Origin of the sequence: Castellaniella sp., assembly GCF_004321985.1 — a bacterium.
Lineage (GTDB): Bacteria > Pseudomonadota > Gammaproteobacteria > Burkholderiales > Burkholderiaceae_B > Castellaniella.
The window spans coordinates 1-25324 of the sequence record NZ_SCQN01000055.1; the positions used below are offsets into that span (position 1 = coordinate 1).

At 61.3% G+C, this 25324-nt stretch carries 25 protein-coding genes and 2 tRNA genes; 13 read left to right on the forward strand and 14 right to left on the reverse strand.

All coding sequences use genetic code 11. The features are described from left to right. Positions 1-211: 211 nt before the first annotated feature. The 3 genes from EPN31_RS14500 to EPN31_RS14510 all read left to right on the forward strand — a co-directional run bounded on the left by EPN31_RS14500 (position 212) and on the right by EPN31_RS14510 (position 2002). On the forward strand, positions 212-664 hold the full coding sequence (locus EPN31_RS14500; protein WP_291774559.1) for a hypothetical protein: 453 nt from the start codon (positions 212-214) through the stop codon (positions 662-664). After that, positions 661-1431 (forward strand): hypothetical protein, encoded by a 771-nt coding sequence (locus EPN31_RS14505; protein WP_291774562.1) that lies wholly within the window; start codon positions 661-663, stop codon positions 1429-1431. Before EPN31_RS14500 ends, EPN31_RS14505 begins: the two co-directional genes overlap by 4 nt. A 247-nt stretch (positions 1432-1678) precedes the next feature. Then, positions 1679-2002 (forward strand): hypothetical protein, encoded by a 324-nt coding sequence (locus tag EPN31_RS14510; RefSeq protein WP_291774564.1) that lies wholly within the window; start codon positions 1679-1681, stop codon positions 2000-2002. Positions 2003-2336: 334 nt separating this feature from the next. Here the strand turns inward: EPN31_RS14510 and EPN31_RS14515 are convergent, their stop codons facing one another. From EPN31_RS14515 to EPN31_RS14535, 6 genes are all read right to left on the reverse strand, one after another. Continuing rightward, a complete protein-coding gene (locus EPN31_RS14515) occupies positions 2337-2720 on the reverse strand; it encodes a hypothetical protein (RefSeq protein ID WP_291774567.1) in 384 nt (127 codons plus the stop codon). Next, on the reverse strand, positions 2717-3220 hold the full coding sequence (locus EPN31_RS14520; RefSeq protein WP_291774570.1) for a hypothetical protein: 504 nt from the start codon (positions 3218-3220) through the stop codon (positions 2717-2719). Before EPN31_RS14520 ends, EPN31_RS14515 begins: the two co-directional genes overlap by 4 nt. Continuing rightward, positions 3217-3546 (reverse strand): helix-turn-helix transcriptional regulator, encoded by a 330-nt coding sequence (locus tag EPN31_RS16735; RefSeq protein ID WP_367188322.1) that lies wholly within the window; start codon positions 3544-3546, stop codon positions 3217-3219. Before EPN31_RS16735 ends, EPN31_RS14520 begins: the two co-directional genes overlap by 4 nt. Before the next feature lie 385 nt (positions 3547-3931). Then, positions 3932-4008 (reverse strand) — tRNA-Pro (locus tag EPN31_RS14525). A 145-nt stretch (positions 4009-4153) separates the two neighbouring features. Beyond that, positions 4154-6052, reverse strand: a complete 1899-nt coding sequence (locus tag EPN31_RS14530) for an LTA synthase family protein (RefSeq protein ID WP_291774573.1) — start codon at positions 6050-6052, stop codon at positions 4154-4156. 15 nt (positions 6053-6067) lie between these two features. Beyond that, positions 6068-7330 carry a phospholipase A gene (locus EPN31_RS14535; protein WP_367188319.1) on the reverse strand — a complete coding sequence of 421 codons (1263 nt, stop codon included), beginning with the start codon at positions 7328-7330 and terminating at the stop codon, positions 6068-6070. Positions 7331-7368: 38 nt separating this feature from the next. Here EPN31_RS14535 and EPN31_RS14540 point away from each other — a divergent pair. After that, a tRNA-Arg gene (locus EPN31_RS14540) sits at positions 7369-7445 on the forward strand. 137 nt (positions 7446-7582) lie between these two features. On the opposite strand, the gene EPN31_RS14545 is transcribed toward EPN31_RS14540, so the two are convergent. From EPN31_RS14545 to EPN31_RS14560, 4 genes are read right to left on the reverse strand one after another with little or no spacing between them, the layout of a single operon-like run. After that, positions 7583-8776: a CaiB/BaiF CoA-transferase family protein gene (locus tag EPN31_RS14545; RefSeq protein WP_291774576.1), complete on the reverse strand. Its 1194-nt coding sequence runs from the start codon at positions 8774-8776 to the stop codon at positions 7583-7585. Positions 8777-8790: 14 nt separating this feature from the next. Next, complete coding sequence (locus EPN31_RS14550; protein ID WP_291774579.1) at positions 8791-9924, reverse strand: acyl-CoA dehydrogenase family protein; 1134 nt, start codon at positions 9922-9924, stop codon at positions 8791-8793. Positions 9925-9958: 34 nt separating this feature from the next. Beyond that, a complete protein-coding gene (locus tag EPN31_RS14555) occupies positions 9959-11206 on the reverse strand; it encodes a glycoside hydrolase family 88 protein (RefSeq protein ID WP_291774582.1) in 1248 nt (415 codons plus the stop codon). A gap of 5 nt (positions 11207-11211) precedes the next feature. Then, positions 11212-11649 carry a MaoC/PaaZ C-terminal domain-containing protein gene (locus EPN31_RS14560; protein WP_291774586.1) on the reverse strand — a complete coding sequence of 146 codons (438 nt, stop codon included), beginning with the start codon at positions 11647-11649 and terminating at the stop codon, positions 11212-11214. Between the two features lie 404 nt (positions 11650-12053). Between EPN31_RS14560 and EPN31_RS14565 the strand changes: the two genes are divergently transcribed. The 8 genes from EPN31_RS14565 (at position 12054) to EPN31_RS14595 (ending at position 19248) form a co-directional block, all read left to right on the forward strand. Further along, complete coding sequence (locus EPN31_RS14565) at positions 12054-12776, forward strand: dihydrodipicolinate synthase family protein (RefSeq protein ID WP_367188320.1); 723 nt, start codon at positions 12054-12056, stop codon at positions 12774-12776. Between the two features lie 54 nt (positions 12777-12830). Then, positions 12831-12980, forward strand: coding sequence for a hypothetical protein (locus tag EPN31_RS16740; protein WP_367188321.1), 150 nt, complete (start codon positions 12831-12833; stop codon positions 12978-12980). A gap of 200 nt (positions 12981-13180) precedes the next feature. Next, positions 13181-14083, forward strand: a complete 903-nt coding sequence (locus EPN31_RS14570; protein WP_291774588.1) for a carbohydrate ABC transporter permease — start codon at positions 13181-13183, stop codon at positions 14081-14083. After that, positions 14084-14917 (forward strand): carbohydrate ABC transporter permease, encoded by an 834-nt coding sequence (locus EPN31_RS14575; RefSeq protein WP_291774591.1) that lies wholly within the window; start codon positions 14084-14086, stop codon positions 14915-14917. Positions 14918-15002: 85 nt separating this feature from the next. Next, entirely contained in the window at positions 15003-16310 is a 1308-nt protein-coding gene (locus EPN31_RS14580) for an extracellular solute-binding protein (RefSeq protein ID WP_291774593.1), read from the forward strand. A gap of 62 nt (positions 16311-16372) precedes the next feature. After that, positions 16373-17464 (forward strand): ABC transporter ATP-binding protein, encoded by a 1092-nt coding sequence (locus tag EPN31_RS14585; RefSeq protein WP_291774595.1) that lies wholly within the window; start codon positions 16373-16375, stop codon positions 17462-17464. Next, the gene (locus EPN31_RS14590) at positions 17461-18294 is read left to right on the forward strand and encodes an NAD(P)-dependent oxidoreductase (RefSeq protein ID WP_291774597.1); all 834 of its coding nucleotides are present in this window, start codon (positions 17461-17463) and stop codon (positions 18292-18294) included. The genes EPN31_RS14585 and EPN31_RS14590 overlap by 4 nt, the downstream gene beginning before the upstream one ends. A 30-nt stretch (positions 18295-18324) precedes the next feature. After that, positions 18325-19248, forward strand: coding sequence for an SMP-30/gluconolactonase/LRE family protein (locus EPN31_RS14595; RefSeq protein ID WP_291774600.1), 924 nt, complete (start codon positions 18325-18327; stop codon positions 19246-19248). A 13-nt stretch (positions 19249-19261) separates the two neighbouring features. Here EPN31_RS14595 and EPN31_RS14600 read toward each other — a convergent pair whose 3' ends face one another. Continuing rightward, on the reverse strand, positions 19262-20122 hold the full coding sequence (locus EPN31_RS14600) for a LysR family transcriptional regulator (protein WP_291774603.1): 861 nt from the start codon (positions 20120-20122) through the stop codon (positions 19262-19264). Positions 20123-20318: 196 nt separating this feature from the next. Between EPN31_RS14600 and EPN31_RS14605 the strand changes: the two genes are divergently transcribed. Further along, positions 20319-21434, forward strand: coding sequence for a mandelate racemase/muconate lactonizing enzyme family protein (locus EPN31_RS14605; RefSeq protein WP_291774606.1), 1116 nt, complete (start codon positions 20319-20321; stop codon positions 21432-21434). Positions 21435-21455: 21 nt separating this feature from the next. Here EPN31_RS14605 and EPN31_RS14610 read toward each other — a convergent pair whose 3' ends face one another. The 3 genes from EPN31_RS14610 to EPN31_RS14620 all read right to left on the reverse strand — a co-directional run bounded on the left by EPN31_RS14610 (position 21456) and on the right by EPN31_RS14620 (position 25115). Beyond that, entirely contained in the window at positions 21456-22679 is a 1224-nt protein-coding gene (locus tag EPN31_RS14610; RefSeq protein WP_291774609.1) for a CaiB/BaiF CoA-transferase family protein, read from the reverse strand. A gap of 105 nt (positions 22680-22784) precedes the next feature. Continuing rightward, complete coding sequence (locus tag EPN31_RS14615; protein ID WP_291774612.1) at positions 22785-24059, reverse strand: glycosyl hydrolase; 1275 nt, start codon at positions 24057-24059, stop codon at positions 22785-22787. A 105-nt stretch (positions 24060-24164) separates the two neighbouring features. Next, a complete protein-coding gene (locus EPN31_RS14620; RefSeq protein WP_291774615.1) occupies positions 24165-25115 on the reverse strand; it encodes a PLP-dependent cysteine synthase family protein in 951 nt (316 codons plus the stop codon). Positions 25116-25324 lie beyond the last annotated feature (209 nt).

The following is a 25324-nucleotide window of genomic DNA, read 5'->3' on the forward strand; positions in this document are numbered from 1 at the left end:
CGATGCTCCTGCACCAGCCGCACGGCGCGTTCGCGCACTTCGGGGGAAAACTTCGTTTGGTTTGCCATGACTCCATTCTCTCAAAGCTTGGAGCCTCCGCGAAACCCGGGGCGATTCACATCGCGGCGGCCATGACATTCGAGTCACTATCGACGGATCCAACATAACCGCAGAAATTTTACGCAATGATGGCGCTACTCTCGCGAAGTCGATGTCCGAGCATCACGGTGCTGTTGGGCCGCATACGGCGGAACCTGAAAAGTCTGTCTTAAGCAAGGCAGTGGTCAATGAGGCAATTCGCAAACTAAATCCGTTCGACAGCCTAATCGCCGAGCTTCGCGTGGCCTATGCTCGAAAGAGGGGCTGCTCCCCACGCAAGATGATGCTAATCTTCGAGGCTCCCAAGCGCGGCGCGATCTTGGCGAAGGCCGATCGCGCCCTCGAAACCGGTCGGCCGACGAAAGCGGCCAAAGCGAGCCGGCAGCCCGTGCTGAGATATGACCCGAACGCGCCCGTCGACGCCGCCGTACTCCGCCGTGTCATCGCGGTTGCCAAGCGTGGCGTGCTGACAGCCACCGACCTGCAGTCCGTCAAAGATGCATATCGCGCCGGCCTGGCGCTGCCGGGCTTCGTGCTGCGCAAACTTGCGGAGGTGCGGTCATGACCGGCGTTCGCATTCCAGTTGAGGCAAGTTTTGATCCTGGTGACTTGCAGCGCATGGTGCAGCAATTCACTGACCAAGTTAATAAACTTGGGACGGCCGTCGCTCAGGCGAACAAGGTCAAGTACGAACCGGTCGACAAGCGCACGCTGGACAACATGCGCACGCTCAAGGCGCAGTTCGAAAGCCTCAAACGGATCTCCGGTGGCTTCAACCAGCGCCTGCGCGCGACCGGGCAGGGATCGACGGGTTTCTTCGATATCGACTGGGCCCGGATGTACGACAATCCGGCCATCCGTGCGCGCCAGATGCGACAGACCTACGAGTATGTCGCGGTTGGGGTGGGAGGGCGGTTCATTGGTGCTCCGGACGTGCCCCCCGCACCTGGCGGCGGCCGGGGTCCCGGTGGAGGTGGTGGCGATGGTGGCGTACCAAACACGCCTCGGCCGGGCCCTGGTTCTCAACCGGGCTGGCGATCGGCCGGCCGGAATATCGTGTCATCCGGACTGCGCGCCACGGGCTCCGTAGGTGCGGGCGTTGATGGCGCGCTATCGGCAGGCGCGATCGGTGGCCTTGCCGGCTTGGTCGGCGGCATCGTGGCGCTGGGCGTTGGCAAGGCGATCGGCGCCGTCATGGGTAAGGTGACCGGGCAGTCTCAGCGTGTCTCCATCGAAGGCGCTTTCACCCTGAACAAGCCCGATGGCACGTCGGTGGCGTCGCCTATCCGGATCAACAAGACTGTCGGTGCCCCGACATCCTTCGGAGGGTAGCGAGGTGCCCACCGTTGTCTACGTCGAGATCGTCCCGGGCATGAAGCACTTCACTTGCGAGCGAATGCGCGCCACCCTGTCTGTGCAGGCGTGTGCCGACAATTGGCGCCGTGGGCATTATGAGGGTGACTTGTCCCGTCAGCCTTGCAAGGGCTGCGAGATTGGTGCCATGCACGCTGGCGAGGCGGGCGCAAGTCAATCGCCGCTGCTCAACACTCGGATCTGTGGCCGATGCCATAGGACGGGAATGCGGTTGATCCACAAACATCTGTGCGTGAGCTGCTACAACAGACAACGAGAGGTGCTGGTAGGCAAGAACGCCAAAGGCTCGTCACCGGTGAAGTGGCAGGCCCTGGCGCGGCGCACCATCACCTATCAGCTATCCGATGGCACGGTGGCAGAGCGTACGCTTGACCGGACCACCGACATGGAGGAGCTGATCGTGGGGGTGCTACGCGATGAGCGCAAGGCGGTGCGATTCGGCTGGAAGGCGCCGGAGCATGTGCGTCAGCTATTGGACGGGCTCGACGGCGACCTCGAGTCGGACCTGGCGGCGTCTCCAACGGCTTGAAGCACGCAACGACTGCGCTGATGACGGTGCCGTCGCTGCACACGCGCTGGCACTTGGGCGCGGTCGGCGTCGCAGCGAACAAGAGCTTGCCTGTGATTCGCAACGAACGTGTTTCAGAAGGCTGGCTTCACTGGCGCTTCGGCTTTTCCTCCGGTCGGCCTGATTGCACTTTCGGCGTGTCATCATCCGGGCCCGGAGCTGGGCGTGGCGGGCGATTAAATCCTGATCGAACGGTAAGCGTGCTGCCGGATTTAGTCATGCTCATGCTGTCTCCACCTCGAAGAAAATGTCAGCGATCTCAGGGTCACCAACAAGCCTGCTGGCTACGCGATCGTCAGGAAGGCCGGCCAGAGACGCGATAGCGCATGCTGTGAGCCGTCGGTTGAGGACGCTGCCCCCGGCCGTGCTTTGCGAGAAGAAACAGGCGGCCCACCAGGGTTCCGAAGTCGATGTGTCGCTCATTCAGGTCGCCAGAGCGAATGTCCACGACGCCCCCGTCGTCGACTTGGACCCTAGCGCGAACGTCCGGGCCGGACACATTGGGTGAATGGTTGACAGGCCGCCATTCAGCGCGGCCGCTCCCCTCCGGGGAGACGTCCCAAGCAAAGAGTTCGAGTACCATGTCGACCGCCAGTACAAACCCAGTGGCAAGACGCGCGTCGCTGCGGCGCCGGGCGAGCTCGTGAAGCGCGGCGTCGTCGATGTCGGGGGCATTCATTCGGCCTCCCGATTGGCACGCGGCTCACGGGCAACAATCGCCGCGAAAACCTCAATTGGCATCGCCTCTGAGTCGTAGCCGGCGGCGCTGAGCACGATATCGCGCACCGCCGTGACCAACACGTCGTCATCGGCGCTCAGACGCCCGATTCCTTTATCCCGAGCTATCCGGGAGAGGGTCACCAGAAGCTGCATATCGTTGTCAACTGACTCAAGCGACGCTGTCTCGCAATCATCGGCATCGCCCAGAAAGATCTGCACGGTGCCAGGGTCGGAGGAGGAGGAAAGCGCGAAGCTTTCCTGATAGATGCCCCCGTTTTGCGCGACAGGGTGCCACCGGAATAGGCCGTGCTGAGTAGGGGGAAGCGCGACCCAGCTAAATGCCCGGAAAATCGTGTCCGCACTAGTCATATAGCGCTTGGCCAGGTCAAGATCAGCATCATCGCCAGCGAGTTGAGCTGGTGGCTTCCGATCAAAATCTGCGCGTGTCACAGTGCTCATGCGGCCTCCGCGTGGCTGCCTTGGGGGGCATGGGCCAATTCCCATGCTCGAGGGTCCTCTAGATACCTTCGAATCTCTTCAACGCGCCAGCGCGTACACCGCGCACTGAATCGCTCCGGCGCAGGGAATCGTCCTTGCCGGATTAGTGAAAACAGACTGCTGCGCCCCCACGGCGTGCAGCCGCTTGGCTGCGCAAGTGCTCTGATACTGCAGAATCCCTCGGAAGGAAGAGCAATTACGGCCGGACGTTGTTGAGTTCGTTCGGGCTTTTGAGTATTGCTGCGCATATGAACTCCGTTTGTGTGCGTCTGTGTCCATTTAGCCATCACGACCGGGCGCCGTGTTGCGCTCAGGTTGCGCCCTAAGCTGCGCCCTAAACGCCTGCTGGAAAAAATCGTGAGTCGGCAAATAGCCAGACTGACAGTCTGTTTTCTGATTTGTATTTCTTGTAACAGCGTGCCGGAAACGCAACATTAGCCCGACGAGAGCGGAGGAATCCGCGCACCAACCGGACGGTCATATTCAAAAACAGGACGCATGATTGCGCCGCTATGGTTGAGGCTGCGATGCGAGTCGCTTCAGCGCCTAGACGAATACCCGCCCCCTATCGACAAGGGTCAAGGAAAAATCCTGTTTACCCCTTTGTTTACCCCTTACGCGCAAGAAAGCAAAAGGGCCTACAGACTGCAATCTGTAGACCCTTGATTTCATTGGTCGGGGCGACATGATTCGAACATGCGACCCTCTGCTCCCAAAGCAGATGCGCTACCAGGCTGCGCTACGCCCCGACAGGCGATACTTGAAACGATTTACGGGATACCAGGGATGCAGATTCTACCATGCTTCCCTGGTGTACGAGGGGTTGCCGGGCGGCGGAGGTTGGCTTGGGGTGCGGCTCTCGCCGCGCTCGCTTGCGCCATCAACCGCACCGTCTCAGGCGGCTGCGTGATGCAGCAATTCGGGCAGGCTGTGGGCCTGGTGCCGATAGGCCCAGGTGGGCCAGAGCGCGTGGGCGAGGGCAATGCGGCCCAGCTCGGGATCGGGACCCAGCGGGGTATAGGTATCGGGAGCCGTGTAGCGATAGAACAGCGGCGCCCGATGCGGTTCCAGCACCACCAGCGTATCGCCCCTCAGGTACCCGTAGTGGTCTTCGTATTGCATCAGCGCCCGGCCGCCCGTGCCAGGCTGTGTCAGGTCGTGGCCTATCATGGGGTGGGCATCGGACACGCCGATCAGCGACAGCAGGGTCGTGGGCAGATCGATCTGGCTGATGATGCGTTCGTCCCGTCTGGCCTCCACTCCAGCTCCGACGATCAGCGCCGGGATGTGAAAGTGCCGCAGCGGGATGCGCTGGGCGCCCCCTACACGCGCATCGTGGTCGGCCACGATGAGGAACACGGTGTCTTCCCAATAGCTGCTCGACCGTGCGCGATCGAAGAACTGGCCGATGGCCCAGTCAGCATATCGGACACTGTTTTCAACCGTGGCCGGGTCTCCCTGCACGGTGATGCGGCCGGCTGGGTATTCCCAGGGGGTGTGGTTGGTGACGGAGAAAGCCAGGTGCAGCGTGGGTTGTTCGCGGCTCTGGGATAGCAGGGTGTGCAGCTTGTCGAACATGTCCTCGTCGCTGGCGCCCCAGGTGCCGACGAATGCGGGTGACTCGAAGCTGGGGAGATCATGCAGTTCGTCGAAGCCGTTGCCCAGGAAAAAACTCTTCATGTTGTCGAAGTGTGCCTCGCCGCCATAGATGAAGCGTGACCGGTAGCCGTGGCGGCGCAGGAGCTGTGCCAACGTGAAGAACCGGCTCTGCGCGCCAGTCAGCCGCAGGGCGGCATCCGACAGCGTGGGCGGGAAACCGGCCGTGACCGCCTCCAGGCCGCGGACTGATCGCGTCCCGGTTGCATAGGCGCGCGTGAAATTCCAGCCATGTCCAGACAGAGTATCCAGGCAAGGGGTGAGCCCCGAGCCGCCCAGGTTGCCCACATATTGAGCGCCCAGGCTTTCCTGCACGATCAGGACCAGATTGCGGGGCCGGGCGGGGGCCTGGCTGGCCGGCTGGGGGTGCAGGGTGGGGAGTTCGGGGGGACCGGGCTCGATGTGGGCCTGTTCTCGGATGATGGTCTGTAGCGTGTCTTCGGGCAGATCACCGTACACGTCGGCCGCCGAACGCTCGTTCTTGATGGCGTACAGGGCGAACAGCACGCTGTAGAACGAGTTCAGCGGCAGCGTGTTGAGCAGGCTGTCTCCGCACCAGGCGACCGAGGATGGATTGATCGGGCGGTGGCCCAGCGTGCCCCGGATCGCCAGCGCGATGGCTGCTCCGATCAGCAACGTCAGCAGGATGCGCCAGGGCCAGGCCGGGAGCGCGTCCGGTTGGGCCTGGGCAAACCACACATGGCCCAGCCAGGCGGCCACTGCCATCATGACGGCCGCGCCGAACAGCACCAGTTTGTAGCCCTTCCAAAGCATGCCGAAGACTTCCTTGGGATATTTCAGATATTCGACGTACAGACGGTTCGGACGGCTGTCGTATTCCTGGATGAACTGCGGGGTCGACACTTCCATCAGCACGAACACCAGCCAGATGATTTGAAGCCACAGGCCGGTCAGGGTGATGGCGACGGGCTGGTCGGCCAGCCAGGGCGCGAGAAGCGCGGGGACTGCGGCCCACATCGCGATCTGGTTCAGGTCGATGCGCACGCCCCATCGCAGGATGGTCCAGGGCCCACCGGCTGCCCGTACGCGCGGCCAGAGCCAGGCGATCAGCGCGATCCGGCTCAGGGTGAGCAGCATCAGCATCGCCAGGATGAAAATCCCGATTTGTGTGAACATGGTTGTGATCGGTCCCTACGGAACGAAGGCGATGCCGACACGGAATTGTGGATCGTTCTTCTGGTCGTAGCCTAGCAGCGTTTCGCCGTAGCCGCGGAAGTATTGGGCGTACAGGTAGCCGTTCATGTGCAGGAAGGTGCGCTTCAGCGGCCAGGCGGCTTCGATCTGGGTGGCATTGCGCCCGCCCGTGCCCTGTCGGTAGAGACCCGATAGCACCAGCCCGTCATCTTGCGCCCAGCGCAATTTCCAGTCCACGTATCCCAGTGAGTTGGGATAGCCCATGCTGGGGTCGGTCCAGACATAGTGCTTGAAACGCGGCATGAAAGTCAGTGTGCTGCCGCTGTCCGACCGGTAGTTGAATTCCGGCTGGATGTAGAGATCATTCAGGGAGCGTGAGTCGTCGCCTGCCTTGCCGTTGGATTTGTGTTCGAACCCGGTGTTCAGTCCCAGGAACCAGTGCTTGTTGCTGCTTTGCAGCAGCGATTCGCGTGCCCAGAAGAGGCTGGGGTTGTAGGTGGTATCCACGAAGGGAATGGAGTTCGAGTGCAGGTCCCACAGCGAGGTCTGGGTGTAGCCGAGATACCAATTGTCCATGAACCGGGGATGTTCTGGATCCTGGGGGCTGAACAGGCGGTATTTGAGGCTGAGCTGGAAGCGTGCCGTGGCACCGCCATTATTGCCCACGATGAAATAGATGGGGTCGTAGGGCGAGATCGCGTTGCGGAAGGTGTCGAAGGGCGACAGTGCGGGCGCCGAGGCGACCTGGGCTGTGGGGGCCGGTGTAGAGGCCTGCGGCTCGGTCTGGGCGACGTGCTCGGAGGCGGTACCCCCGCCGACCTGCAGCGCCAGCAGCGTGTCGTTGGACCCGTTCAGACGGAGCGTCATCAGGCCCTTTGCGTCTGTGGGAACTCGGCCTGTCCAGATCATTCGCGTGAAGGTATTGGCCGGCAGGTTGGCGGTATCGGGGGACGTTCGCAGATGGAAGTGCGCGGGTATCGTGTGGCCCGCCGCATCGACCCACTCGCCGTCCAGCTCTTGGGGCGTTGGTGCAGTCAGCGGGCCACCGGTATCGTTGTAGAGAAGGCCCTGCAGTTCGACGGTAGCCCCAGGCGTTCCCTGGGGGCTGGCCAGGTGGTAGAGCATGCCTGCTTGGGCAGCGCTGACCGGCAGGAGCAACGCGGCCAGAAGCAGGCGTGGCAGTGTGCGGGAAAGGGCATGGCAAAAGGCGGGCATGGCGGGGGCAAGACAGGGTGCATTGCCCGAAACTTTAGCATCCACAGGGTAGAATTCGGGTTCTGGTCTGTGTCGTCAGGTATCCGCCCTTAGCTCAGCTGGATAGAGCAACGGCCTTCTAAGCCGTAGGTCGCCCGTTCGAATCGGGCAGGGCGGACCAGCCTAACCTACGGGAACCCGCATAGATATTGGGTCTCCCCTGTTAATGATGAAGAGCCCTACCGCTGTGATCGTGCGGCTGAGCGTGTAGCGGCGCCCGACCGCCATGCCTTCGAACTCTTGCCTGGTCACCTGTTCTCAGCCTTTCGTCGCCTGCGCGGCCGGAATGACACCCTTGTCGACCAGATGTTGGATCTCGTCTTCTCCGTAACCCGACTCGGCGAGTACTTCGACCGTATGCTCGCCGATCCGCGGCGGTGCACGCCGCAAGGCGGGCGCCTTGCCGTCGTAGCGCACGGGGTGAGCGAGCACGCGTATCGTTCCCTTGTCGTGGTATTCGATCGGCAGCACCACCTCGTTGTGGCGGACCTGGGGGTCGCTTTCAACCTGCTCATAATCATTCACTGGCGCATACCAGATGGCGTGCTTCTCGAAGATCTCCGTCCATTCGTGCGTCGTCCGCCCCCGCACGGCTTCGCACACAATGGCATGAACCGCCTCGCGCGCCTGTCCGGCGCTCTGCCCGGCATAGTGGGCAAGCTCGGGGCGCTGCAGGGCCTCGGCCAGCTTGTCGAGCGGAGAAATCGAAATGGCGATCCAGTCATCGGCTGTCTGGTACGCCCCATAGGGCGCCGCGTGGAATCGGCTGCCCATGGAAGGCGTGGTCTTGGCCCACAAGGGACCCTTGTTCAGATAATAGGTGAACGGCTCGATTTGCAGATCCAGCGCCGCGTTGAGCAGGTTGCTCTCCACCCGGGAACCCTTGCCCGTGCGCTCGCGCTGGTGCAATGCGGCCAGCACGCCGAAGGCCGCCAGCGTGGCCGCATGCTGGTCTACGATGGCCGACCCCACCAGAACCGGCCCCGAATCGCGGTCTCCCGACAGCTTGGACAGCCCGCTCATGGCCTGCAGCAGCACATCCTGACCCGGCCGCTCCCGATATGGCCCCGACGAGCCGTAGCCTGTACACGAGCAATAGACCAGGCGCGGGTTGACAGCCTTCAGGGCCTCGTACCCCAGGCCGAACTTCTCCAGCACGCCCGGGCGGTAATTCTCGACCAGCACATCGGCCTCGGAGGCCAGCCGGCGGGCGACCTCCTGCCCTTCGGGCTGTTGCAGGTTCAGCGCGATGCTGCGCTGATTGCGATTGGCCAGCATGAAGAAGATGCTCACGTCATCCACGAACGCGTCGAGCCCGGCCCAATGGCGCTCCCAGGCACCGCGCGCGGGTTCGACCTTGACGACGTCCGCCCCTATGTCGGCCAGCATCTGGACCGCGGAGGGTCCCTGAAGAAAGTGGGTGAAACTCAGGACCTTGATTCCTTCCAGCACAATGGGTTCCCTCCTCAGGCCAATAGTTCGCGAGAAATGATCATGCGCTGGATCTCGGAGGTTCCCTCGACGATCTCCAGCACCTTTGCGTCGCCCATGGCACGCGCGACAGGATATTCGCTCATGATGCCGTAGCCCCCGTGGATCTGGATGGCCTGATGCGTGGCCTCCATGGCCTTCTCCGTGGCGAACAGCTTCGCCATGGACGCCTCGCGGGAAAACGGCTCGCCCCGATCCTTGCGAGCCGCGGCGTCGTAAATCATGAGACGCGCCGCATGCGTGTGGACAGCCATGTCCGCTACCTTGAATTGCAGCGCCTGAAACTCGGAAATCGGATGGCCGAACGCCTTGCGCTCTTTCATGTAGGCGAGCGAGCGATCCAGAGACCCTTGCAGGAGTCCCAGGGCCAGCGCACCGATCAACACGCGGCCAGTGCTGATTTGCGAGAGTGTCTGGCGCAGGCCTGCCCCCCTTTCTCCCAGGAGGTTCTCTGCCGGCAGACGGCAATCCTGGAAAGACAGCTCATATGTGCTGGAGGCGCGCCAGCCGATCTTCTGCAGCTTGCGACCATAATGAAATCCGGGGGCGTCGCCCGGCACGATGAAGTTGGAAATCTCCTTGCGTCCATTGGCGCGCTTGCCGGTCACTGCGGCAATCACGACGGGACTGGTGATGCCCGTCCCTGTGTTGCTGATGAAAGTCTTCGCGCCATTGATGACCCACTGACTACCGTCCCAGTCGGCACGCGTCGAAACATTTGCGGCATCAGAGCCTGCATCGGGCTCGGTCAGTCCGATTGCGCCTATCCGGCTGCCTTCGAGCATAGGCACCAGATACGCCTGTTTCTGCGCCTCCGTCCCGTAGTAATACAGCAGGCTCGACACCGTCGAATTGGCCATCACTGCATTGGCCACGGCACAATCCACCCGTGCAAGCTCTTCGAGGACGATGGCGAAGGAAACCCAGTCACCGCCGCCTCCGTGGTATTGCACGGGATACGGCAAGGCTGGAAAGCCCAGCTTCGCCGCCTGCTTCCAGATCTCCAGCGGGAATTCCTGATGCTCCCACAACGCCTCGGAGGCCGGTGCAATCACCGCTTCTGCAAAGCGCCTCACGGCATCACGGATGATTTCATACTCGCTGTTCATGTTTGCGTCATTTTCCATCATGTCTCACACCCACTCAGGAATGCCCAGCGACGATCACAGGCGCTGAAGATGGCAGGAACTTTCCGGGCATTGCGGCGCGGCACAACGCTTCGACGAAGAAATAATCGCCAAACATCGTGGCGCTCGCCACACCGATCCGATGGGGTCGAGAGTAACAGCTGTTGCGCAGCAGCCCACGATGCGACGCCTCGTCCGCGAATTCCTCGCGACACAGGCCGGCCAGCATTTCGAGCCCGCGTTCGCGCCAGGACAGTGCAACCGTCTCGTCAGGGTGAATGTCGCCCAACTCCAGCAGGGCCGATGCGACGGCAGCTGTCGTTGCAGTGTCCTTGATGTCCGCGTCGGGGCCCGTCGCGTCGAAATCCCAGGGCGGCACGAGGCGCCCGTTCAGGCGGGCAAGATAATAGTTGGCTGTCCGCTCTGCGAGATCCAGGTAGGCTGCTCTGCGTGTCTCCCGATAGGAAACCACGTATCCATAGATGGCCCATGCCTGGCCGCGCGACCAGTCGGACTCGTCATGCAGCCCCTGGAAGGTGAACCCGCGGGTGCGTTTGCCGGTGGCCTCGTCGTACTCCACTGCGTGATAGGTGGAGTCGTTCGGACGGATGAAGCCCTTTGCTGTCATGGCGGCGTGCGCATCCGCTGCCAAGCGGTAGCTGCCGTCGCCGCTATGGTTGGCAGCCCAGTAGAGGAGCGGCAGGTTGGCCATGGTGTCGATGGCCGAACTGCGCCGACCGCGTGGATCATCCATGGGTCCCCAGGACGCGATGTAGGCCCCCGCCGGCGTGGTGACAAGCCGGGCGCGCAGCCGGTCGGCCGCTCGCAGCGCAATCTGCGCGTACCAGTCATCTCCCGTGATGTGAAAGCCCGGAATCGCGCTGCTTTCAAAGATGAAGCCGATATCGTGCGTGTTGCCATCGTCGGCACGCTGCGCCACCAAGCGCATGCGCTCGCGCGCCCAGACCAGGTAGTGTTCGTCGCCGGTCCGTAGGTACGAGGCAAAAAGCAGTCCGACCCAGAATCCGCAGAACCAGTTGCCATGGCTCCAGGCCTCGCCCTGGTAGCCTGCCGACAGGGAGGCCGGCATCAGGTCCCAGCTGCCGTCGGTGCGTGTCACATAAGGGAATTCGACGCCCAGCCCAGGTTCGTCCTCAGCCACTTTCTGTGCCACGCGCGCCAGCGTCAGGTCGAAAAGTTCGCGCAATGGCGCCGGCAAATCATGGCGTGTTTTCTGGCTTCGGGCATCCGTTTGCGTCGTCATGTCCATTACCCTTTCTTGACCCACTTGAGGATATGGTGGCCCACGGCGACCGTCTCGCCGTGCTGGTTGACAACCTGGATGTCGGCGCGCGAACGGCGCCGCTCGGCGTCGATCTCCGAAATCGTGTAGTGCGTCGTGAGCGTGTCACCGAAGCGCACACCCTTGAGAAATCGAATCCCGTCGTAGCCCAGGGACACCGGCAGCTCCGGGCCCGCGCTCTTGTCCTGGGTCGACTCTATCATCAGGGTCGAAGTCGTGGACATGTAGCCGACCAGCAGGGCGCCGTGCGCGATACGCCCGCCGTAAGGCGTCTGACGCATCGTTTCTTCATCCACGTGGTTGGTCGAAAGATCGCCAGTGAGACCGGCGAAGCTGTAGACGTCATACTCGCCGACCGTCTTGGTGAACTGGACGTGGTCGCCCACGCTGACATGAAAACTCATGACTTGGCCTCCTGGAGAGAGTGCGGATTAGATTGCGCAGGGATGATCCATGAGCCCTGGCGCTCAGTCGGAAGTGACCACGGAGACGGGCCGATCTCAGCCGAGAAATGCGACACGACTCTGATCCGTGCAAGTATTATCCCGAGTAGTCTGCCGGTAAACAACCCGGTGGGTGCACCCATCAAGTCCGAGGATCACGTGTGGACCGCTTTCGGCCGCCCGATCGACGGCTCGCGCGGGACCGTGAGACCCGCGAACAGCCCTGGCCGCGCCGACAAAGCCGCATGTCCCGCTCTGACAAGCGAAAAAAAACCTATTTTCTGAACGAAGATAAAAGGTCTTCTTCCAGAAATAGCGCTGTGCCATACTGGCTTCAGCATTTTCGGTAGACATGAGGACCTTCCATGGTAACCCCCAAGAAGATTCGTGGCGTGCTATCTCCGGTATTGACCCCCTTCAACGCCGACTATTCCGTGGCGGAAGAACGATTTGTCGACCACTGCCGCACGCTGGTCGATTGTGACGTCGGCCTTGCTATCTTCGGCACGAATTCTGAAGGGAACTCGCTGTCCGTACGCGAGAAAATGCAGCTGATGGACCGGCTGGTCGATGAGGGCCTGCCGGCTGACCGAATGATGCCGGGAACGGGTTGCTGCTCGCTTAGCGACTCCATCGAACTGACCCGCCACGCGGTCGAACTCGGCTGCGCCGGTGTCCTGATGCTGCCCCCTTTCTTCTACAAGGGAGTGAGCGATGCGGGCCTGTACCGGAACTACGCGGCGATCATCGATGCCGTTGCAAGCGAACAGCTGCGAATCTACCTGTACCACATTCCGCACGTCAGCCACGTGGGTATCACCTACGGGCTTATCGAACACCTGCTTCGGGACTTTCCAGCGACCATCGCGGGGGTCAAGGACAGTTCGGGCGACTGGAACAACACGCTGGGAATGCTGGAACAATTCCAGCCGCACGGCTTCGACGTGTTCGCAGGCAGCGAGCCCTTCCTTCTCGAGACCATGCGTCATGGTGGGGCAGGCTGTATTTCCGCCACCGGCAACGTCAATGCCAGCGCCATCTCCCGCCTGTATGCTACTTGGCAGGAGAATTCAGCAGACCGGCAGTAGGCCGCTCTCAACACCGTTCGCTCCGTCTTTCAGAAGTTCCCAATGATTCCGGCGATGAAATCGGCCATCGCCACTCAGAAGCAGGACTCGGAATGGTGCACGCTCAGACCGCCGCTGGTCGAGCTGGATAGTGAACAGACCCGCCAGCTGCAGCAAGCGCTTGCGGCGATCGACTTCGAACCCAATGGATCGCGCCCGTACTGACGCGATCCACGGGCGTCCCACACAAGCGGACGAGACCGCTTACAGATTTCCCTTTCATGCTGCCCCCACGGAGGCGAAGCAGACATAGACGGCAAGATTACCTTTCTTGATCACGATCATGCGGTAAAGGGAACATAAGCCCTCTGGGCTGCCCGTTCGCGGGTCCAACGAATTCCCACGCCGTCCAGGAGACATACCGAATGGCACCCAAACCGATCAAGCGGAGATTTTTCGGCGAACAGCAGCGCTTTGCCCTTGCGCTGGTGGCTCCCGCTGCCTTGATACTCATCTTCTTCCAGCTGATTCCCATCATCATGGGCACCAGCGCGAGCTTTCGCGACTGGATGCTGTTCAATCCAAAAAAGACCTGGGTTGGACTCGCACAATATAAAGCGGTGCTGACGGACTCGGGCTTCCTCACGATCGTTCTGCCCAACACCTTCCTTTTCATGATTTCCAGCGTCGTGATCTCGCTGGTGATCGGGATGATGCTCGCATTGGCCATGAACCGGGCCTTTATCGGTAGGAAGCTCGTGCAGACCATATTGCTGCTGCCGTTGATGGTTGCGCCAGTCATCGCCGCCATCATGATGCGCTGGATCTTCAACGACCAGTTCGGCATCGTCAACGTGGTGCTCGAGGCGCTGGGCGGTACAGGCCAGGCATGGCTCGTGCAGCGGTGGAGCGCCTTCAGCGTCATCGTGCTCACGGACGTCTGGCTGTGGGCTCCCTGGTTCGGCCTGCTGCTGTTGGCCGGGCTTCAAAGTCTGCCGAAAGAACCCTTCGAAGCGGCGGAAATCGATGGCACGACGGCCTGGCGTACCTTCCGCTACCTGACGCTGCCGATGCTCAAGCCCGTCATCATCGTCTGCATCGTGATCCGTGCCATCGATGCCTTCCGCACCTTCGATACTGTATGGGCGCTGACCGGGGGAGGTCCGGCGCGGCAGACAGAGCTCTTCAGCCTCTATGCCTATGAAGAAGCTTTCGTCTTCCTGAATTTTGCCAAGGGAACCGCAGCTGCCATCGTCGGCGCAATCATCATCTTGGTGGCCGGGCTCGCACTGTACCGCGCCTTGGGCCACGTACGGAGGGCTGGTTAAATGAACGGAATCCAGCGAGGCTTCGCAGCAGCCCTTGCGCCGGGGGCGCGCAAGATCACTTTCATCTGCGGGATGATGATTACCTGCTTCCTCTTCGCCTTCCCTGTGCTGTGGATCATCCTCACGTCGATCAAGCCCCAGGCGGATATCTATTACGTCTACAAGGGGACGGACTTCACCCTGGACAACTTCGTCCAGGTGCTGGTCAACCCGCGCATCGTCCAGGCCTTCGTCAACAGTGCAGTGGTCGCCACGACGGCAACGGTTGTCTCCATCATCGTAACCGTCTCCAGCGGCTACATGCTCTCCCGCATCAAGGGACCCATTTCGCGCACCTGGTTCGGCGCGATTTATGCAATGCGTTGCGTGCCATTCGTCACCTGGGTACTGCCTCTGTATTTCGTTGAACAGCAATACGGGCTCTACGACACCTACACAGGCCTGTTCCTGGCGCACGTGGCCGTGCACATCTGTTTCTTTTCATGGCTCATGAAGGGTTTCTTCGACGGGATCGACCCCTCGATGGAGTATGCGGCGCTCATCGATGGCTGCACGCGGTGGGGAGCATTCTTGCGGGTGGCAGTGCCTTCTGCGCTGCCTGCCATCTCGGCGCTGGCCGTGCTCTCGTGGCTGTTTTCATGGAACGAGTTTTTGTTCGCCCTCATCCTGACCGGCCAGCACACGCCCCTGACCACCGTGGTCATGGCACAGTTCGTCTCGGAAATGGGCATGCAGTGGAACCTGATGGCCGCCACTGCCGTGCTGGCGCTGGTGCCGGCCTTCCTGCTCACGCTCTTTGGTCAGAAGTATGTGATCCGAGGCCTCAAGATCTAGGAGGAGTGCATTTATGACATGACCCCGAAACTAGGTTTTCCAAAAATAGTTGGTGAAGGTCCACCCAATTGAAGGAGACTGCCAGATGTTTAAATTCAAAGTAAAACAGCTGCTTGCGCTGTGTGTCGTCGGACTGAGCCTGTCTGGTCTGTCCGCCACCAGCGCCATGGCGCAGCAAAAGGAATTGCGTATTGCCTACCAACCCAATCCGCTGCAGGAAGCATCCATCGACATGATGGTGAAGTGGGGCAAGGCACATAACGTCAAGATCGTCAAGATTCCGAATTCTTACGGGGTCTATGTCGAGAAGATGACGGCCTCGCTCACGTCGGGCGCGGACCAGTATGACGTCATCTGGCACAACGACGACTGGGGGCAGCTCTGGGCCTATCTGCTGGAGCCGATGGACGATATCGCCGCCCTCAAGCACGTCGACAAGTGGAGCAACAGCCCCATCATCTTCAGCAACAAAGACGGCAAAATGACCGTCGTGCCCATGGGAGAGACCATGGGGGCCTTCTTCTACCGCACCGATCTGGTCAAGGAAAGCGAGCTGCCCAAAACCTGGGCCGACCTGGTGACGCTGAGCAAGAAACTGCAGTCCGAAGGCAAGGTCAAGTACGGCTTCGTCGGCGGCATGGACGCGAACGGCGACTGGAACTCCACCCTGTGGTCCATGTGGAACAATGATTGCGACGTCATGGTGCCCACGTTCTCCCGGGAAAATAAGGTGCTGGCACAGAACGGCTGGAAGAGCAATCTAGATCAGGAATGCGCCAAGCAAGCCGCGGAGTTCTGGTGGGATGCCCTGCACAAGGACAAGATCATCCCGCCCGGAATGCCGGCATACGGGCGGAACGAAGCCAATGCCGTCTTTACCGCCGGCAACGCGGCGTTCACCGTGGCCGACACCACCTACTGGGGAGACTTCAACGACCCCAAGAAGTCCAAGGTCGCCGGCAAGGTGGGGCTGGCCAAGTTCCCGATGGGTCCCTCAGGCAAGGTGTTCCGCAATTGGGACGACCTCTGGGGCTGGGCGATCCCGAAGGCCGCTCCCGCTGCCAACAAGAAACTAGCCAAGGAAATGCTCGCCGCCATGTTGGTCGACAAGGAAGGCCAGATGGCGCTCTGGAAGAAGACGGGTGCACCCCCCCCCAACGTGGACTTCTGGCCTGAAATCGCCAAGAGCGATCCTTTCATGGCACAACTTCAGAAAGTCTACCTGGACAACCCGAACAAGGTACGCGGAGCGTACTACTTCCCAGCGTGGCCCGCGGTTCACAAGGCGTACAACGACGCCATGACCAAGGCAGTCACAGGGTCGCGTGACGACATCGCCAAAGCACTGGCCGATGGTGCCAAGAACATTCACGCCGCTGCAACAGCCAAGTGAGGTGTCAACCGGTGATCCACGCCACCGTCTGGTGGTGTGGATCGCACTAGAAAGAGCCCCCCATGAGTGAAATCGTACTGAGTCGAGTGAACAAGCACTACGGCACCACATTCCACGCAGTCAAAGACGTGGACTTGACCATCAGCGACAAAGAGTTTGTCGTCCTGGTCGGTCCCTCGGGGTGCGGGAAATCCACCACGTTGCGCATGATTGCCGGTCTGGAAGACATCAGCAGTGGCGAGATCCGCATCGGTGACCGCGTCGTGAACACCCTGCCACCTCGGGATCGTGACATTGCCATGGTCTTTCAGAATTACGCCCTCTACCAGCATATGACGGTGTATGATAACCTGGCTTTCGGCCTGCGCAACAAGAAAATGCCAGAGGAAAAGATCAAGCAGGCCATCGGTCACGTCACCGAAATTCTGGGCCTGGGCACGATGCTGCAACGTAAGCCGCGCCAGCTCTCGGGTGGGCAGCAGCAGCGGGTCGCCCTGGGCCGTTGCATCGTCCGGAACCCCCAGGCGTTCCTTTTCGACGAACCCCTGTCCAACCTGGACGCCAAGCTGCGTACGCAGATGCGCGTGGAAATCAAGCGGTTGCGCGCGCGAGTGCCCACTACGTCCGTCTTCGTCACTCACGACCAAGTCGAGGCGATGACCTTGGGTGATCGAGTGGTCGTCATGCGGGATGGCTCCATCCAGCAATGCGGTACTCCCCTGCAGGTCTACAGCGAGCCGTCCAACAAGTTCGTCGCGGGCTTCATCGGAGCACCTGCGATGAATTTCCTGTCGGCGGAAATCCGCATGGAAGAAGGCGGGCTTGTGGCACACGCGCCGGGGCTGCGCATTCCGGTGCCAGCGCGCTGCCGCGAAGCGCTGTTCTCTCGGGCGGACCACAAGGTCATTCTGGGGGTGCGGCCGGAACACCTTTCCATCACCCCCACGGACAAGCCGATCGGCGCTGCACAGGTCGAGGTCGTGGAGCAGCTCGGTGCGGAATTGGTGATCGAAACCCTGGTCGAGGGGCAAGCTATCACCGTTTCCAGGATGGACCCGACGCTGCACATTACCGCGGGCCAGAAGGTCGACCTGCACGTCACCAGCGAGCAATTACATTTCTTCGATCCTGAAACCGAATGGCGCATCCAATGACTCCCTTTACACAACCGAAGAAACTCAAGATTCTGATCACGGGCGCCGCCGGCAATATCGGCACGTGCCTGCGCACGCATCTGCGCGGCCGGTACGGCCTCATGCGCCTTGCGGACATCGCCGACCAGGAAGCGGGGCAGGGGAACGAAGAGATTTACGCGTTCGACGTCCGCGACATGAAGTCGGTCGAACGCTGCATGAACGGCATTGACTGTGTGGTGCACCTGGCCGGAATTCCGGGTGCGGATACCTGGGAGAAGATCCTGCCGATGAACATCGAAGGCTGCTACAACGTCTTCGAGGCGGCACGACGCGCCGGTGTCCGACGGGTCATCTTCGCGAGCTCCAACCACGCGGTGGGTTACCACCGCCGCGAGAAATTCCTCGACAACACGGTCCAGCCCCGCCCCGACTCGCGCTACGGCATCTCGAAGGTATTCGGGGAAGCAGTCGGGCGCATGTACGCAGACAAGTACGGCCTGTCGGTAGCCTGCCTGAGGATAGGCACCTTCCGTACGCCCGATCGGCCCGACGAATCCAGGCAGTTGCTCACCTGGATCAGCCATCGGGATATGGCGCAACTGGTGCGCTGCTGCATCGAGCACGAGTCCTACCACTTCGTCGTAGCCTACGGCGTATCGAACAACCTGCGCAACCGCTGGGACAATTCCAATGTGAAGTTCCTCGGATACCGCCCCGAAGACGACTCGGAGGTCTTCGCCGAGGAGATCCTCGCCCGGAACATCCCCGAAGATCCGATTGCGGCACAGTTCCACGGTGGGTTCTATTGTCCGCTCGAATTCGTCGGATCAACCGACCGAGTCGATTGATTTTATTCATACTGCACCCCAGGAAACGCCATGTTCGCCGCCCCCCCCGTCATCAGCACTGAGGTATTCGCCGTCATCCCCGACGAGTTTCGCATCCGGGGCCGGACCAACCAATGGGTCGACGTGCAGCGTGGCGGCGCGGAAACCGGTTGCTTCCTCGAAGGTCCGTCGTTCGACCGGGACGGCAACCTGTTCGTGGTGGACGTGGCCTGGGGGCGGATCTTCCGCATCTCGCCCGATGGCAAGAAGGTAGAGCTGTTCGTCGAATACGACGGCGAGCCCAACGGGTTGAAGATTCACCGAGATGGGCGCATCTTCGTGGCTGACTATCGCCACGGAATCATGGTCGTCGATCCCGACACACGCATCGTCAGGCCTTATCTGGACCGCTCCATCCTGGATCGGTTCAAGGGCGTCAATGATCTCGTCTTCGCCTCCAACGGCGACCTGTACTTCACCGATCAGGGGATGACGGGTATGCACGATCCCACCGGCTGCCTCTACCGCCTGGAAGCCAACGGGCGACTGGTACGGCTGTTGGACAACATCCCCAGTCCCAACGGTCTGGTGCTCAGCCTCGATGAATCGGCGGTCTTCGTGAACGCGACCCGTGGCAACTGTGTCTGGCGGGTGCCACTTTGGCCCAACAATCGCATGCCCTACAAGGTGGGAATCTTTATCCAGCTCTCAGGAGCGCTAGGCGGGCCCGATGGGCTTGCCATCGACAGTGCGGGCAATCTGGCTGTCGCGCATATCGGTCTGGGTGTCATCTGGCTATTCAGCCGGCTGGGCGAACCCATTGCGCGCATCAACTCGTGCAAAGGGCTGGCAACCACCAACCTGGCTTATGGCGGACCTGACAACCGGACGCTCTACATCACCGAATCAGATTCGGGGTCTGTCCTGACGGCCAGGCTCGACACGCCCGGTCAGCCGATGTTCTCGCATATGTGATCCGCCAGGGCGGCTACAACGCGACGCGGCGAAACTCCTGGACCAGTTCCTTGCGAATGGAAGAGCGCAGCATCAGCAGGCCGACCGACCGGGTGGGAGTGGGCCCCGGCAGGCGATGCTGTCGCACCGACGGGCCGTCGATTCCGTAGGCAGCCGAGCTGGGCAGGATGGCGACACCCAGACCGTTCCTGACAAAGTTTGCGATGTGCAGGATTCCGTCAAGCTCCACCTGCGTGTTGGGTTCGAGATTATGGGCCTTCAGATAATCGTCGACCATCTTGCCGCCCACGACCCTCCGGTCGTACCGGATGAAGGGGTTCTGGCGAATGATGTCGAATGGATGCTGGCCGCCGATATCGGTCGGTGTCAGCAACACAATGGTGTCGGTCCAAAGAAGCTGCCAATCGCAGATCTTGGGAAGGTTGAACAGCGGCTTGGTCAGGATGGCTGCGTCCAGATCCTTGTCCAGGACGCGTTGGTACAAGATGGTCGATGAGGCAGGCTCCAGCAGGATGGAAATATCGGGGTGCCTGCTCGTCCATCGGCGCAGCATTGCGGGGAGCATGCTGTCCATGGCTGAAGGAATCGCTCCCAGGGTCAGCGGTCCCGCCGGAAACTCGTTGCTGCTGGCCATGGACAAGAAATTATCGACCTCAGAGAGCAGCAGTCTTGCCCGCGACAGGACCTTGATCCCCACATCCGTTGGCACGACCGTGCGCCCCGCGCGTTCGATCAGCCGCTCATGGACCTCTTCCTCGAGTGATTTGATGCGCAGCGACACCGCCGTGGGCGTCAGATGTAGTGAGCGGGCCGCTCCGGCGATGGAGCCGAGCTCGACGACCTTGACAAAGCTTTCGAGGAAACGTGTGTCCATTTTTCTTCAACAAGGCGTTCGACTCATCCCGCGATACTCCTGAAAATCCACTTTCCGTTCATTCTAAACCCACAGAAAAGGCATTGTTCTTTGAACCGGTATCGCAAAGAATGAACAGCAGAACATAACACCCCGATAATCCGGTGGAACATCATATCTTGAATCATCCGCCGTTCTCGTTCATAGGAAGAAACCCATGCCCACCATTGCCACTATCGAGACCTGCGCACCGGCTGTCCCCCTGGATAAAATAACATCGTTCTCCAACCGGACGGTGTCCGAACGGCATTATGGCCTCGTGAAGATTCGTTCGACCGATGGGGTAGAAGGGATCGGTTTCTGTTATGTCGGGACTTCGGGTGGCGCCATTTTCACGAAGATCGTGAAGGACCTCTTTAAGCCGCTATTATTGGGCGCCGACTCGTACGCGACCGAGGCCCACTGGGCCGCCATGTACCAGGAGGCCTTGCTGCAGGGCCGCGCGGGAACCGCGATGCGGGCACTTAGCGCGCTGGACATTGCCATGTGGGATCTGAATGCCAGGACCCATGGGGTTCCGCTGCATAAATATCTGGGCGCCATGGACCTGAACGAGGTTCCGGCCTACGCGAGTGGCGGCTACTATCTCGACGGCAAGAGCCCCAACGACCTTGCCAAGGAAATGACGGATTATGTCGCGCTGGGTTTCAAGGCGGTCAAGATGAAATCCGGGCGCCTCTCGCCCGCTGAAGAAGAAATCCGACTCAGGACGGTGCGCGAGGCGGTCGGTCCCGACATCGACATTATGATGGACATGAATAATGCTTGGTCCGACACGACTCAGGCCATGCGCTATGTGCGTCGTTTTGAAGCCTATGATCCCTATTTCTTCGAAGAACCGTTCCTGCCGGACGACATCGACAACCACGCGCGTCTGGCGAAACTGACGCGGGTCCCCATTGCCACGGGCGAAATCGGCTATGGACGCTGGTACCACAAGGCCCTGATGGAAAAAGGCGGTGCGTCCATCCTCCAGACCGACGCGGCCGTATGCGGCGGGATCACGGAATGGCGCCGGATCGCTCAGACGGCGGCCAGCAACGGCCTGGTGATGCTGCCGCACTGGTTTCACGACCTGCATGCGCCGCTGGTCGCCAGCATGCCCAACGCGCATTTCGTGGAATTCTTCGCCAACGACCAGGTGCTCAACTTCCGCAAGCTGCTCGATCGCCAGCTTTCATTCAAGAATGGCAAGATCCAGCTTCACCAGGAACCGGGCCTGGGGTTCGGGTTCGACGAGGCCTCCCTTGCCAAGCTGGCCAGGTGGGAATGAACTGGCCGTCTTTTTCCAACCTCATTCGGTTGTCGGACTTCCGGAGGAACTGTCGCTCCAACTGACCACCCCGTGATTGCGAAGGCCTTCAATGGTCTCCTGGTTCAGGCCGAGTTCTCCCAGAATTTCCTGTGTCTGGGCGCCCAGGGCCTGCGGCGGCAGGCGTACGCCCGGTGCCTGGCCGTCATAGCGGACGGGGTGGCTGACCAACCCCACCGGCGTACCCGTCCAGCCTTCGACCTCAGCGAAGCTTTGCAGGTGACGGACCTGAGGGTCGGCGAGCACAGCGGCATAATCGTTGACCGGCGAGTACCAGATATGCCTTTCTTCAAACCGGTCGACCCAATGCGCTGTGGTTTCGCGAATGAGGTAGTGCGCCAGAATCGTTGAGATGTCTTCTTGCCGCTGGAAGGCCTCCGCCTCGGGAATCCGTTCTGATGCGGGCACGCCCAGCACGTCGTAGATGGTTTCCAGCGGGCAGAGAGAGATTGCCAGATGGCCGTCCCGGCTCGGATACACGCCATAGGGTGCCGGAAAATACCATCCTGAAACCCTGCCCGGTTGACGGATGTCCGCTGGCGGCTGCTTGCTGTTCAGGTAGCACACGAACGATTCCTGTTGCAGGTCAATTGCTGAGGACAGCAGATTCACATCGACCCTGCCGCCTTGCCCCGTGCGCTCACGCCGCAGCAAGGCTGCCAGGATTCCCATCGCATAGAGCGCCGCGCCATGGTGATCCACGACGGAGACTCCGACGGCGCGCGGCCCATGTTCACGATCGCCAGTGATGGCCGCAAGCCCCGACATTGCCTGAATGATCAGGTCCTGGCCCGGACGATTGACGTAAGGGCCCGTTGTCCCGAAACCGGAAGCTGCCGCATAGATGATGTCCGGCTTGATGGCCCTGGCGGCCTCGTAGCCCAGACCCAGTCCGTCCATGACTCCGGGACGATAATTCTCGGCCAGCACGTCCACTGTGGCAATCAGCTGGCGTGCGATCTCGACGCCCCGAGGGTCCTTGAGATTGAGCGCCAGACTGCGCTTGTTCCGGTTGCCCGCCAGCTGCAGCATGGTCTGGCCATCCACGGTCTCACCGGTCCCGCCCCACTTGCGCTGGAACGCACCCTGGATGGGTTCGACCGAGATGACGTCGGCACCCAGGTCGCCCAGATGCTGGACGCCGACCGGCCCCATGAAGAAATGATTGAAACTCAGGATCCGTACGCCTTCCAATCCGAACGCCATTTGCTTCCACCCACAAGAAAGTCACTGATACCCGGAAGTGTGATCCAACGGACTGGCCGGGTTTCGAAGAGGAGAATCCCCGGGATGTCCAGCCAGGGGATCCCGTCAGAGCTCCTCGGCCTTGAGCGAGCCCACTAGCAGCAGGAGGCACTCGACAAGGAAATAGGAACCGAAAATCAGTTCCGCGTTGGTCACCCGGTCATGCGACCGGGAATCGGGACGGTTGTTGAAGCAGCCCCCGACCAACATGCCAGCCGGCCGGCCGCCGCCTTCGCGCGTCAGATAGTCGCGCACCAATGCGCGCACCGAGTGTTCCGCCGCCTGCCGATAGCGCGCACGGTCATCGGCTGTGGGCGCGTACTGCGCCAAGCGCAACAGTGCTGCGCTGGCGATCGTGGTGGCCGCCGTGTCGCGCGGAGCGTCCGGGATGGCCGGATCGTCGAAATCCCAATAAGCAACCCCGTCCGCGGGCAAATGGGCCAGCCACCAGTCTGCCGCGCGCATGCTGTGGGCCAGCCACTGTGGTTGTCGGGTGCGCACGAATGCCATGGCGGTATACAGCATCCCCCATCCCTGGGCTCGGCCCCAGATGCTGGTATTGCTGAAGCCTTTGTGCGTGAAGTGGCGCTTCACTCGTCCCGTCGTCGCATCCAGTTCGCTGGACTGGATGATGGAGCCGTCGGGGCGGCAATGCACACGGAATACCTGCTCCGTATGGCGATCCGCACACTCGCGGAACCGCTGATTGGCGGCCTCGTCGGCCGCCCAGTACAGCAGCGGGCTTGCCTGAAGCGAGTCTATGCTGCTGAAGACGCTGCCCGTCTCGCCGGCTTCCTCGGCTTCCGGACCCAGCGGGATCAGGCCCAGCACCGGATCGAATTGCGCAGCGAGCGACTCGGCTGCTTCCTCGGCCATCCGCCCCAATTCATCGTCCTTGGCCAGGATGCTGCCCAGGACTGCGCCGCAGAAGAATCCAAAGCCCTTGAACACGGTCTGGCGATGCACGCGTGGTCGAAGGCGCAGCCCCCAGGTGTGTGCCAGGTCCCGTAGCTGCTGCCCGCCGGTGAGCCTGTATCCCAGCCACAGGATCCCCGGAAAAGCACCACCAGTCCAGTCGCCATCGGGCGTCGTGGTCCACTTGCCGGTACTGGCATCTGCCCAGTGTGGGAAACCTTTGCCTTCAAGGGTGAAGGCACTCTGCTCCGCGCGCCGCACCATCAATGCAGCCGCGGCCTCCCAGGAGATGGGTTCCGAATCATGCGTCGCCAAGGTCTGCCTCTCTTCACGTTCGGCCACATATCCCCGGTCCTGCCCGGGCCCATGTCGCACAGCGCGATAGGGGCGGTCGTCGAGTTCGTTGGCAGGAAGGGCGAGGCTCATCGGCGGTGCCGATGTTCTCGGTAGATTCTATCGCAGGACTGGACGGCGTGATTTGCGTTTTCGGCCTCGGTCGTTGCCAGCAGCGATCCCTGGAGGGTTGGGCGTTCAGTGAAACGGCACCGTCTTCGCGTCTGATCCTGGCGGGGGCATGAAGAAATCATGCAGGTATTTCTCGCCTTCATCGTCCAGGATGGTGACCACGGTCTTCAATTCGGGGTGTTGCTCGCGGATTCGCTTTGCGGCGAGTAAGTGGGCGCCAGAGCTGGGGCCACAGAACAGGCCACGCTTTCGTGCGAGGTGGCGCATCTCGTCCACAGCGGCGGTGCTGGAGATGCCTAGCGTGTCGTTGACCAGTTCCCGGTGGTGGGCAAAGATGCCCGGCACGAAGCCGTCCGAGATGCCCTCGATCTGGTGCAGCGCGACCTCGCCGCACAGGATGGTACGGGATTCCGAGGGCTCCATGGCAAACAGCCGTACGTGCGGGTTGACCTCACGGAAGGCCTGGCCGACGCCGATCAGTGTGCCTCCGGTGCCGACTCCGTGCACGAAGGCATCGGGAATGCGGCCTTCTGGAAGCTGTGCAAGGATTTCCGGCCCCAGCAGCTCGCGGTTCTCCTCGACATTCCATTCCGACTCGAACTGGCCGGGGAAGAAGAACCCGGGCTGTTGACCGAGCTGTCGGGCGCGTTCCAACGCGTCGTTGACGTGGAAGGTGCCGCTGAAAAGGACTTCCGCACCATAGGCGCGCGAGATTGCCACTCGTTCCGTGGACAGGCCTTCCGGCATGACGACGATCATCTTGTAGCCTTTGACGGCGGCCACCATGGAAAATGCGTTGCCAGTGTTGCCGCTGGTGGCCTCGACGATGGTGTCTCCGGGCTTCAGTGTGCCCGTCTGCTCTGCGCGCTCGATGATGTATTTGGCGATTCGCGCCTTGATCGACCCTGATGGGTTCAGAAATTCGCATTTGGCGAATATGCCGTCGATTTCCATGAGCGGCGTGTCGCCGACTGCGTCCAGGATGTTGGCGGTCACGCCGGTGTAACGAGTGGCCATGGGGAGCTCCTTGAGCCGGCCTGCCGGCAGGCTTCCGCTGTTTGCGGTGCCGGCACTGGTACAGGCCTTGTCCGTGTCATTATGAGCTTTCTGGCGAGGGCAGCAGAGCGACCGACAGCACGGTGCGGTTATCGCCTCAATCGACTGCCGGTCCGGTGGCACGACCCGCATCGCAAAGCGGCGGGATCGTTTGCCATGACGATGGGGCG

Coding starts and splice junctions, on each gene's coding strand:
- EPN31_RS16735 (WP_367188322.1), bottom strand. CDS start 3,546: ATGGCTAAATGGACACAGACGCACACAAACGGAGTTCATATGCGCAGC.
- EPN31_RS14605 (WP_291774606.1), top strand. CDS start 20,319: ATGCCCACCATTGCCACTATCGAGACCTGCGCACCGGCTGTCCCCCTG.
- EPN31_RS14585 (WP_291774595.1), top strand. CDS start 16,373: ATGAGTGAAATCGTACTGAGTCGAGTGAACAAGCACTACGGCACCACA.
- EPN31_RS14555 (WP_291774582.1), bottom strand. CDS start 11,206: ATGACGACGCAAACGGATGCCCGAAGCCAGAAAACACGCCATGATTTG.
- EPN31_RS14515 (WP_291774567.1), bottom strand. CDS start 2,720: ATGAATGCCCCCGACATCGACGACGCCGCGCTTCACGAGCTCGCCCGG.
- EPN31_RS14500 (WP_291774559.1), top strand. CDS start 212: ATGTCCGAGCATCACGGTGCTGTTGGGCCGCATACGGCGGAACCTGAA.
- EPN31_RS14590 (WP_291774597.1), top strand. CDS start 17,461: ATGACTCCCTTTACACAACCGAAGAAACTCAAGATTCTGATCACGGGC.
- EPN31_RS14600 (WP_291774603.1), bottom strand. CDS start 20,122: ATGGACACACGTTTCCTCGAAAGCTTTGTCAAGGTCGTCGAGCTCGGC.
- EPN31_RS14520 (WP_291774570.1), bottom strand. CDS start 3,220: ATGAGCACTGTGACACGCGCAGATTTTGATCGGAAGCCACCAGCTCAA.
- EPN31_RS14570 (WP_291774588.1), top strand. CDS start 13,181: ATGGCACCCAAACCGATCAAGCGGAGATTTTTCGGCGAACAGCAGCGC.
- EPN31_RS14560 (WP_291774586.1), bottom strand. CDS start 11,649: ATGAGTTTTCATGTCAGCGTGGGCGACCACGTCCAGTTCACCAAGACG.
- EPN31_RS14595 (WP_291774600.1), top strand. CDS start 18,325: ATGTTCGCCGCCCCCCCCGTCATCAGCACTGAGGTATTCGCCGTCATC.
- EPN31_RS14610 (WP_291774609.1), bottom strand. CDS start 22,679: ATGGCGTTCGGATTGGAAGGCGTACGGATCCTGAGTTTCAATCATTTC.
- EPN31_RS14580 (WP_291774593.1), top strand. CDS start 15,003: ATGTTTAAATTCAAAGTAAAACAGCTGCTTGCGCTGTGTGTCGTCGGA.
- EPN31_RS14505 (WP_291774562.1), top strand. CDS start 661: ATGACCGGCGTTCGCATTCCAGTTGAGGCAAGTTTTGATCCTGGTGAC.
- EPN31_RS14510 (WP_291774564.1), top strand. CDS start 1,679: ATGCGGTTGATCCACAAACATCTGTGCGTGAGCTGCTACAACAGACAA.
- EPN31_RS14615 (WP_291774612.1), bottom strand. CDS start 24,059: ATGAGCCTCGCCCTTCCTGCCAACGAACTCGACGACCGCCCCTATCGC.
- EPN31_RS14530 (WP_291774573.1), bottom strand. CDS start 6,052: ATGTTCACACAAATCGGGATTTTCATCCTGGCGATGCTGATGCTGCTC.
- EPN31_RS16740 (WP_367188321.1), top strand. CDS start 12,831: ATGAAATCGGCCATCGCCACTCAGAAGCAGGACTCGGAATGGTGCACG.
- EPN31_RS14565 (WP_367188320.1), top strand. CDS start 12,054: ATGGTAACCCCCAAGAAGATTCGTGGCGTGCTATCTCCGGTATTGACC.
- EPN31_RS14620 (WP_291774615.1), bottom strand. CDS start 25,115: ATGGCCACTCGTTACACCGGCGTGACCGCCAACATCCTGGACGCAGTC.
- EPN31_RS14575 (WP_291774591.1), top strand. CDS start 14,084: ATGAACGGAATCCAGCGAGGCTTCGCAGCAGCCCTTGCGCCGGGGGCG.
- EPN31_RS14550 (WP_291774579.1), bottom strand. CDS start 9,924: ATGAACAGCGAGTATGAAATCATCCGTGATGCCGTGAGGCGCTTTGCA.